The organism is Fibrobacter sp. UBA4297, from assembly GCF_002394865.1.
Classification (GTDB): Bacteria; Fibrobacterota; Fibrobacteria; order Fibrobacterales; family Fibrobacteraceae; genus Fibrobacter.
The window spans coordinates 130729-139888 of the sequence record NZ_DGUZ01000009.1 but is presented as its reverse complement, the minus strand read 5'-3'; the positions used below and the strand labels follow the sequence as shown (position 1 = coordinate 139888).

Sequence of the window (9160 nt, the reverse complement as noted above, 5' to 3'; positions counted from 1 at the left end):
CGAAGTCGGAACCGCCCTTGCCACCACCCATGGGGAGCGTGGTCAAGCTGTTCTTGAAGATCTGTTCGAAGCCGAGGAACTTGAGCATGGAAAGCGTCACTTCGTTACGGAGACGGATACCGCCCTTGTACGGGCCAATGGCGGAGTTGAACTGCACGCGGTAGCCACGGTTGACCTGAACGTTACCCTTGTCATCGAGCCAAGGTACGCGGAAAGTGATCACGCGTTCCGGTTCGACGAGGCGGTCGATCACGCCGTTGGTTTCCCAAGACTTGTCCTGTTCGAGGACCGGGTCGAGGGATTCGAGGAATTCGCGGACAGCCTGGTGGAAGAGGGCCTGGTCCGGATCACGGGCGACGACCTTGTCATAGACTTTCTGAAGGTAAGCATTCTTGATTGCCATTTTTTGTATCTCCGTTGAGAGTTTGGATTGTTAATGTTTTAACGTCTGTAAAGATAGTAAAGGGTGCTCCGAAAAAGTGAAAAAGGAGTAAAAATCTTCAATTTCTTACATTTTTGTAAGTTAGTTTTTTATCAGTTTTATTGATTGCTTTTTTTCGCTAAAAATCGAGGGTCTAGAGTGCAAACACTTACATTTTTGTAAGTTTTCAATTTTTGCAAAATTTAGTAAAGAAAGTTTTACATTCAAGGCGATGTTTTTTGTTATACGAGATACTGACCCCGGCACGGTGGCCGGGGTGACATTGCAAAAAAGCCGGGGTGACAATGTAAAACTAGATTTCCATGAACGTTTTGAGGTCGTTCATGCGGCGCTTGGCGTATTCAAGCCCCATGTTGTAGGATTCGTCGAGTTCGTTACGATCCGTCGCAAAGAGGTCGCAGACTTCTTTTTCCGGGCGGAAAATCAAGAGCTTGCCAGATTTTTCGAGCTTTTCCATCTCGGCAAACATCTTCTCGTAACGCTTGTAACGCAACATGAGCGCACGGAAGAAATCCGGATACTTGCGCTTGAACATCGGATTCAAAATCACGCGGTACTTGCGGAAGTCCGTCACGATTTCGCCGGGGTAATGCGTCGAAACCACCACGACCTTGTCACAGCCCTTTTCAAAGGCACGCCGGAACGGTATCGGAGATGTCACGCAGCCATCCGCATAATGCTTGCCGTCAATTTCGGCAATCGGGAAAAGCACCGGAAGGGCACTGCTCGCATTTACGATATCGAGCAAACGCTTTTCGCTCATGTATTCCTGGAAAAATTCGGAACGCCCCGTTTCCAAGCACGTCATGCCAAATTCACATTCAACGCCCGAACCAAAGAACAGGTGGAAATCGAACGGCATGTCGCCATACGCCGCGTTATAATGGAGCGCATAGCATTCCTTCTGGATTCCATCGAAAATGCGATGAGCCTTGTCGCTACCCTTCTGGATTTTGGTCGGCTGGATAATGTAGCGGAAACGGCCGCGCTGGCGCGTGACAAAGTTCATGGCCGCATGGCAACCGGCACTCACACCCGAAATATACGGGAAATAAATACCTTCATCGAGCCAAGCGTCCAAAACGCCTGCCGAGAATATCGTCTGACGCGAACCACCTTCTAGAGCCAAGCCAATCTTCATTACTTGCTCTCCTCAAGAACAACTTCTTCAGGCGTTTCAGCGGCAACAGGGAGAATAGCCCCTTGCTGTCCCAAAGCAATTTGCTTCAAATTCCAGACCTTCTGACGGAAGTATTCGCTACGTTCTGTAAGATGCTTAGAAGAAGGGATACCCTTCACGCGTTCAATCTTTTCGGGTTCGTCCACCACAATCTGCGTGCGGTGACCCATCTTGTAAATGCCGTCAATGCCCACAGAAAGGACCGGAGTGCCCGTACTGCGAGCGAGGAAAGCAAAACCCGTCTTGAACTCGTTCATGAGTCCATCATAACGGCATTTGCCTTCCGGGAAGATTATAACGGAATTGCCCTTTTCAAGTTCCTTCTTCGCAAGGAGCGCCCATTCGGTATCAAGGTTAAAGCGGTCGCATGGGATGACATTTTTGAAACGCGAAAGAGCCCAATGGAAATGCGGGTCTTCGACCTGATCCTTAGCAACAACGATACTGCGCTTGTGGAAGAACAAGGACTGCAACATCAGCGGATCGAGCATGCTCGTGTGATTTGCAATAATAATCATCGGTTGCTTCAAATCCGTCGACTTTACCGAGCCCAAGAACTTCATCTTTGGGCGATAGACAATCAACAAGTAAGTGCGCACCCCGTAAACAACAAGGATGAGCACAAACTTCCAGAACAAATCAGCAATTATATTTTTCGCTTTCTCAATCATCCGCAAACGTATTTTTCTATTTGGAGATTCCGGCTCGTCCCCGTCATCCCCGTCAAGCGAGGACAGGCGCGAGGACAGGTAGGCCGGAATGACAGATCGTCATAGCTCAGCACACTAGGCCGGAATGACACAAAGGACAATTAATTTATTTGCCCAAAGATTCCTTGGGGATGCTCGTAAACGTAAGCGAACCCTTGGCGTGGACATTGCCGTTCACCTTGACAACGCAGTCAAAGCCAACGATGACTCCACCGCCCTTCGTCTTGTTGACGGAGATTTCGAGCTGGTCGCCCGGAATCACAGGCTTCACGAACTTGAAACCGTCAATCTTCAAAAGAACGTACAAGTTCTTTTCGAGGTCTTCTGCCGGCTTCTCGATAACGAGAGAGCAGAGCTGGGCGCAGGCTTCGCAAATGAGGACGCCCGGCATAATCGGGGTGCCCGGGAAGTGGCCCATGAAGTACGGTTCGTTCACGGAGACATTCTTGATGCCCGTTGCAGATTCGTTCGGGACAAGTTCCGTGACCTTTTCGATCATCTGGAACGGCGGACGCTGGGCAATCTTTTCGCTGATCTGGTAAATGTTCATCACAGGGAAAGACCTCCATCCAAAACGATGACCTGACCCGTCACATAAGCGAACTGGTCAGAAGCGAGAGCAGAAACGACGTTTGCGACTTCGTCAGCAGAGGCAAAGCGCTTGAGCGGCACCTTTTCGAGGTAGCCCTTGCGGGTTTCTTCCGGGATGGCTTCGATCATTTCAGTAGCGACAAAGCCCGGAGCGACTGCGTTCACGCGGATGCCGTAACCGCCGAGTTCCTTGGCGAGCGTCTGCGTAAAGGAGTTCACGGCGCCCTTTGTAGCACTGTAAACAGCCTGGCCCGCGAGTGCGAACTTGGAAGAAACAGAAGACATGTTGATGATAACGCCAGACTTCTGCTTGTACATCTTGACAGCGACCTGCTGTGCGCAGTAGAAGTAGCCCTTCACGTTCAAGTCAAAGCACTTGTCAAGCGTGTCCGGATTCATCATAAGGAGGTATTCATCGCGAACAATACCGGCATTGTTCACGAGAACATCAATGCGGCCGTAGGCTTTGAAAACATCGCGCACCATCTGCTTGACTTCGGCAAGCACGGCAACGTTAGCCTTGTAAATCATGCCGTCGCCACCTTCGGACTTGATTTGGTCCAAAGTCTGCTGAGCGGCAGCATCAGAGCTAGAATAGTTTACGACGACCGTGTAGCCGTCACGAGCGAGGCGGAGGGCACAAGCCTTGCCAATCCCCTTAGAAGAACCAGTAACGATTGCAACTTTCATTATAAATTCTCCTTCAAAAAATTATTTACCGAGAACAACGGCGCTGTAAGAACCGCCCGTTGCAAAGGAAGTGACCAAGATTTTCTTGAAGCCCGCTGTTGCGACCTTCTTCTTTGTGACTTCGCCATTTGCAATAAAGTAGGCGTTTTCTTCGGCAAGTTCACCACCGAGCATGAGCGCAGCTTCGGCAGCGGCGAGTGTAGCAGAAGCGGCACGGCCTTCGCCCACACGTTCCTTCACCTGGAAGAGCGGGAGGCTTGCAAGCTTGTCGCCAAACACGCGTGCGTATGCACCCTTTTCGATATCGTCAATCTTCTTGAAGCCGTTTGCAAAACCGCAGACAGCGTCAATTTCGTCAATGCCGATACCAGCATCGTTGAGGGCGTCCTTGATAGCAAGGTCAAGAGCTTCGTCAGAACCGGAGATGTGACCGAACTTCACGTTCTTGCGGCCATTGCCGTAACCGAGGGCATAGCAGTAAACCTTTGCGCCACGGGACTTGGCGTAGTCTTCGGTTTCCATGATGATAGAAACGGAGCCATCGCCCACTACAAAGCCATTGGAGTTGGAATACGGTTCCACCACCTTGTCGGCAGCGACGTTCATCTTCTGGCAAAGTTCAGTGATAATCGGGAGGTTTTCGTCCGTACCCGTAGCCATCATAGCCTCTTCCTGACCGTCGTGGATGACGTTCATGGAGTAGCCGATGCTATCGAGACCGGAGAGCGGACCCGTCGTGATGGTGACGCCGTAGCCCTTAATTCCAGAGAGAATCGAGAGGTAGCCACCGGCGGCATTATAAACTGTGTGAGGGAACTTAAAGGCGCTACCGCCAGCATTACCAGCTTCGGCAATGAGTTCCTCGAAATCGTAAGTGGCACCGAGGCCGCCTTCGCTAGTACCCACGATGATACCGATCTGCTTAGCGTTGTCTTCAGTGACCGTAAAGTTTGCATCCTTGAGGGCGCGCATGCCGGACACGGTCTGGAGCTGGCCCAGATTGTCGAGCTTGCGGTAGAAGGCCATCTTGATGCCGAGTTCCTTGTAATCGTCGTTCGTGACGGTAGAGCAAATGGAAGCGGATTCCGGGAGCTTACCGTTCTTGACGGCGTCAAGGTAAATTTCCTTGCTGTTACCGATCGGGCTTACAATGCCAATACCTGTCACAGCAATCTTCTTATCCTTAGCGACCTGGCTCTGCACATCGCCCGGCTTCTTGCTGAACACAATACTTGCGTTCGTGCCGCCGAAAGCGACGTTGTTGCTCATGACGCATTCGAGTTCCTTGGCACGCGGGGTGTTCTGCACATAGTCCATTGTGCCGACCTTAGCCTTGAGGGCTTCGGAATCTTCGGCGGTGTAATGGAGCGTCGGGAGTACGGTGTTCGTCGTGAGAGCCTTGATGCTGAACACGGCTTCGATTGCACCGGCAGCGCCGAGACAGTGGCCCGTCATTACCTTGGTCGAACTGACACTCAAGGTCGGATTTTCTTCGTCGAAGAACTTGTGGAATGCATTGATTTCTGCATTGTCGTTCTTGCCCGTACCCGTACCGTGAGCGTTCAGGTAACCGATGTCAGACTTCTTGATGCCAGAATTCCTGACAGCGCGGTCCATCGCTTCAAGAAGGCAGACGCCATCTTCGCGAGGAGCCGTAATGTGGTGAGCGTCGCTTGTGACGCCTGCGCCGAGAACTTCGCAATAACGCTTGGCATTACGCTTTTCGGCATGTTCCAGAGATTCGACAATCACGATGCCAGCGCCTTCACCGAGGGTGATGCCGTTGCAGTGGTTGAACGGAGAGCAACCGTTTTCGTCCAAAGCATGGAGAGAAAGGAAGCCGGAATACGGAACAGAAGCAAAGGAGTCGGAGCCACCGGCGATCACGACATCGGCTTTACCTGCGCGGATAAGGTCGCAAGCAAGAGCAATGGAAATCGTACCGGCCGCGCAAGCGTTACCCACGTTTGTGACAATGCCGCCCGCATGGCAAGCTTCGGCCACCTGGGAGGCGATTGCGGCAATGGGCATCTTCGGAATTTCGTTGACGTTTTTACCGTGGCGGTGGTACTGTTCAATGCTGAGGACTCCACCCACGCAGCTACCGATAATGACGCTTACGCGGCTGCTATCGGCAAAGTCACCGAGACCAGCATCGTTCAAGGCTTCTTTCATAGCCTTGATGCAAAGCTTGGAGGCGCGGTCCTTTTCGTCCGGGCATTCGATATCGTCCAGCGTATCACAGTTCACTTCGGCAGCGAGGTCTGCATAGCAGTTCTTGGTATCGAGCGAAGTAGTCTTGTGAATACCGGAGACGGAATTCAGGGCGTTTTTCCAGGTTTCTTCAACATTATTACCTACAGCGCAGATAACGCCAAGGCCAGAAACAATACAACGACGATTATTAGAAGTCATAGAAATTCCAAACAATACTCAAATAAAAAGGCTTGATTAAGCCTTGTTCTTTTCGATGAAAGCGGCGATGGTGTCGATACTCTGGAAGTTTTCCTTAGCAACGCCAGTCATAGAAACGCCGAAGTTGTCATCGACGAAGGAGATGATTTCAAGGGAGTCCACGGAGTCAAGACCGATTTCTTCGCCGAAAAGCGGAGTATCGTAATTCAGGACATCGCCATCTACGCCGAGATCGGACATAAAGAATGCCTTGAGTTTGCTCTTGATTTCTTCGTTTGCCATATTTTTGTATCCTCTTTTGATAAAATTTTAGTGCAAAGATAGAAAAATATTCTTTCGTAAATTGCAGTTTTCACAAAAAACGTACAAAATGCAGTTTTTAGGGATAAAAGGTAAATCGGCATCACACCTATATTAAATAGTGTGTTTTGGGACAAAAGCGTATTGTAAACTTTTTTAAAAAGTATGTTTTCTGTAATATATAAATACCATTTACAGTAATATTATTTACTAAATTTGAGCCATGATTTCATATGTATTTCCCGGTCAGGGTTCTCAGTTCCCAGGAATGGGCAAAGATTTATTCGAATCGAACGCCGACGTAAAGTCGATGTTCTTAAAGGCAAACGAAATTCTCGGCTTCAACATTACGGATGTAATGTTCAACGGCACCGCAGAAGACCTCAAGCAGACGAAAGTCACGCAGCCGGCAGTGTTCCTGCTCTCTGTTGCTATGGCTAAGGTCCAGGGTGGCAAGCCGGATATGGCCGCTGGGCACTCGCTCGGCGAATTCTCCGCACTCACGGCCACGGGCGCCATCACTTTTGAAGCAGGCCTCAAGCTCGTTGCAAAGCGTGCCGAAGCCATGCAGAAGGCTTGCGAACTCCGCCCGGGTACTATGGCCGCTGTTCTCGGCGGTTCTGATGAACTCGTCGAAGAAGCTTGCGCACAGGTCAAGGACGCAGCCGTTGTTCCGGCAAACTTCAACAGCCCGGGACAGGTCGTGATTTCTGGCGAAAAGAAGGGCATCGACGAAGTCGCCGCCTACCTCACCGGTAAAGTGAAGCGCGTCGTTCCGCTGCAGGTCGGTGGTGCATTCCACTCCCCGCTCATGGAAAGCGCCCGTGCAGAACTTGCAAAGGCAATCGAAGAAACTGAATTTTCGACTCCGGTCTGCCCGGTCTACCAGAACGTAGATGCCAAGCCGCACACGGACCCGAACGAAATTAAGGCAAACCTTCTCACTCAGCTCACCTCCCCCGTCCGTTGGACACAGACGGTCAAGAACATGATTGCAGATGGTGCCACAGAATTTAAGGAACTTGGCCCCGGCGAAGTTCTTACCAACCTTATCAAGCGCATTCAGAAGTAAGCGCAAACACACAGGAATACTATGTGGGATAAATCGTATTTAGAAAAGTTGAGCGAACGCAACGCCAAGGCTCAAGCCGGTGGCGGCGCCGCTCGTGTAGAAAAACAGCACTCCCAGGGTAAGCTCACCGCCCGCGAACGCCTTGAAATCCTTTTTGACAAGGGCACGTTCAAGGAAATCGGTGCCATGCGCCTTTCCCAGAGCATCGAGCTCCCGGAATCCAAGCGCATTTACGGCGACGGTGTCGTGACGGGTTACGGCAAGATCAATGGCCGCCCGGTTTACGCTTGCTCCCAGGACTTCACGGTGAGCGGCGGTTCTCTCGGTTCCGCACACGCGAAGAAGATTTGCCACGTGATGGACCTCGCCCTTGATTCCATGGTGCCGTTCATCAGCATCAACGACGGCGGTGGCGCCCGTATCGAAGAAGGCGTTAGCTCCCTCGACGGTTACAGTGGCATTTTTGCCCGTAACACTTGGGCAAGTGGCGTGATTCCGCAAATTTCCGTGATTCTCGGACCATGCGCAGGTGGTGCTTGCTACTCCCCGGCTATTACAGACTTTATCTTCATGACCGAAAAGACGAGCCAGATGTTCATCACGGGCCCGGCTGTCGTGAAGGCTGTGACTGCTGAAGTCGTGACCCCGGACCAGCTCGGTGGCGCAGGCGTTCATTCTTCCAAGTCCGGCGTTGCACACTTCGTGTACAAGGACGACAAGGAATGCCTCGAAGGCGTGCGTAACTTGCTCAAGTACCTCCCGCAGAGCAACACAGACAAGTCTGTCGCTCAGGCCGGTACAATCGTGGACAAGTCCGCCGATATCGAAGAAATCATTCCGGACAACTTTAAGCGCGCTTACGATGTTCGCGACGTGCTCAACTGCTTTGCCGACAAGGATTCCTTCCTCGAAATCCAGCCGGAATTTGCAAAGAACGTTGTCATCGGCTTTATCCGCCTCGACGGTAACGTGATTGGCGTTGTCGCTAACCAGCCGAAGTACCTCGCCGGTTCTTTGGACGTGGACGCTAGCGATAAGGCAGCACGCTTTGTCCGCTTCTGCGATAGCTTCAACATTCCTATCCTTACGCTCGAAGACGTTCCGGGTTACATGCCGGGCACGAAGCAGGAACACAACGGCATTATCCGCCACGGTGCAAAGCTCCTCTTTGCATACGCCGAAGCAACAGTGCCGCGCGTGACGCTCATCCTCCGCAAGGCTTACGGTGGCGCATACATCGCCATGAACAGCAAGAACCTCGGTGCAGACTGCGTGTTCGCCCTCCCGATTGCTCAGATCGCCGTTATGGGTGCTGAAGGCGCTGTCGACATTCTCCGCAGAAAGGAAATTGCCGCATCTGCAGAACCGGCCAAGCTCCGCGAACAGTACATCGCTCAGTACGAAGAAAAGTACTTGAACCCGTACATTGCCGCAGGCAACGGATTCATTGACGAAGTCATTGAACCGAAGAGCGTTCGCGACCGCCTTGTCTCTGCATTCGAAAACTTGAAGAACAAGAAGAAGGCTGTGCTTTGGAAGAAGCACGGAAATATTCCGCTGTAGCCTTCGGCAGTAGACAGTAGGCAGTAGACAGTGGTTAGTTCATAGCTATTGGCTAATGCATAAAGCAATTGAAATGTCCCGGTTCGTAAGAATCGGGATTTTTTTGTTATACGAGAAATAACGGATGGGGCAAGCCCCAACCTCTTAGGCTCGGTTATATCTATGCAAGCATAGCTGCAACGCTCGCCTTTTGAGGT

9 protein-coding genes are annotated in these 9160 nt (G+C 51.4%); 2 read left to right on the top strand and 7 right to left on the bottom strand.

Going from position 1 to position 9160, the window contains the following annotated elements; genetic code table 11:
* The 7 genes from B3A20_RS03840 to B3A20_RS03810 all read right to left on the bottom strand — a co-directional run.
* The coding region (locus tag B3A20_RS03840; RefSeq protein ID WP_290762050.1) for a Glu/Leu/Phe/Val dehydrogenase dimerization domain-containing protein at positions 1-403 on the bottom strand (403 nt) is incomplete at its 3' end.
* 331 nt (positions 404-734) lie between these two features.
* Positions 735-1583, bottom strand: coding sequence for a patatin-like phospholipase family protein (locus tag B3A20_RS03835; protein ID WP_290762047.1), 849 nt, complete (start codon positions 1581-1583; stop codon positions 735-737).
* Entirely contained in the window at positions 1583-2293 is a 711-nt protein-coding gene (locus tag B3A20_RS03830; RefSeq protein WP_290762045.1) for a lysophospholipid acyltransferase family protein, read from the bottom strand. The genes B3A20_RS03835 and B3A20_RS03830 overlap by 1 nt, the downstream gene beginning before the upstream one ends.
* A gap of 145 nt (positions 2294-2438) precedes the next feature.
* Entirely contained in the window at positions 2439-2882 is a 444-nt protein-coding gene (gene fabZ, locus B3A20_RS03825) for a 3-hydroxyacyl-ACP dehydratase FabZ (protein ID WP_015732419.1), read from the bottom strand.
* A complete protein-coding gene (locus tag B3A20_RS03820) occupies positions 2882-3613 on the bottom strand; it encodes an SDR family NAD(P)-dependent oxidoreductase (protein ID WP_073424025.1) in 732 nt (243 codons plus the stop codon). Before B3A20_RS03820 ends, fabZ begins: the two co-directional genes overlap by 1 nt.
* A gap of 21 nt (positions 3614-3634) precedes the next feature.
* Positions 3635-6028 (bottom strand): beta-ketoacyl-[acyl-carrier-protein] synthase family protein, encoded by a 2394-nt coding sequence (locus B3A20_RS03815; RefSeq protein WP_290762042.1) that lies wholly within the window; start codon positions 6026-6028, stop codon positions 3635-3637.
* Positions 6029-6064: 36 nt separating this feature from the next.
* Entirely contained in the window at positions 6065-6310 is a 246-nt protein-coding gene (locus B3A20_RS03810; RefSeq protein ID WP_014544921.1) for an acyl carrier protein, read from the bottom strand.
* Between the two features lie 241 nt (positions 6311-6551).
* Between B3A20_RS03810 and fabD the strand changes: the two genes are divergently transcribed.
* On the top strand, positions 6552-7400 hold the full coding sequence (gene fabD, locus B3A20_RS03805; RefSeq protein ID WP_088641118.1) for an ACP S-malonyltransferase: 849 nt from the start codon (positions 6552-6554) through the stop codon (positions 7398-7400).
* 21 nt (positions 7401-7421) lie between these two features.
* Positions 7422-8963: an acyl-CoA carboxylase subunit beta gene (locus B3A20_RS03800; protein ID WP_014544919.1), complete on the top strand. Its 1542-nt coding sequence runs from the start codon at positions 7422-7424 to the stop codon at positions 8961-8963.
* Positions 8964-9160 lie beyond the last annotated feature (197 nt).

What these genes read in the sequence shown, in the direction of transcription:
- B3A20_RS03835 (WP_290762047.1), bottom strand. Translation starts at nt 1,583, where the DNA reads ATGAAGATTGGCTTGGCTCTAGAAGGTGGTTCGCGTCAGACGATATTC.
- B3A20_RS03830 (WP_290762045.1), bottom strand. Translation starts at nt 2,293, where the DNA reads ATGATTGAGAAAGCGAAAAATATAATTGCTGATTTGTTCTGGAAGTTT.
- fabZ (WP_015732419.1), bottom strand. Translation starts at nt 2,882, where the DNA reads ATGAACATTTACCAGATCAGCGAAAAGATTGCCCAGCGTCCGCCGTTC.
- B3A20_RS03820 (WP_073424025.1), bottom strand. Translation starts at nt 3,613, where the DNA reads ATGAAAGTTGCAATCGTTACTGGTTCTTCTAAGGGGATTGGCAAGGCT.
- B3A20_RS03815 (WP_290762042.1), bottom strand. Translation starts at nt 6,028, where the DNA reads ATGACTTCTAATAATCGTCGTTGTATTGTTTCTGGCCTTGGCGTTATC.
- B3A20_RS03810 (WP_014544921.1), bottom strand. Translation starts at nt 6,310, where the DNA reads ATGGCAAACGAAGAAATCAAGAGCAAACTCAAGGCATTCTTTATGTCC.
- fabD (WP_088641118.1), top strand. Translation starts at nt 6,552, where the DNA reads ATGATTTCATATGTATTTCCCGGTCAGGGTTCTCAGTTCCCAGGAATG.
- B3A20_RS03800 (WP_014544919.1), top strand. Translation starts at nt 7,422, where the DNA reads ATGTGGGATAAATCGTATTTAGAAAAGTTGAGCGAACGCAACGCCAAG.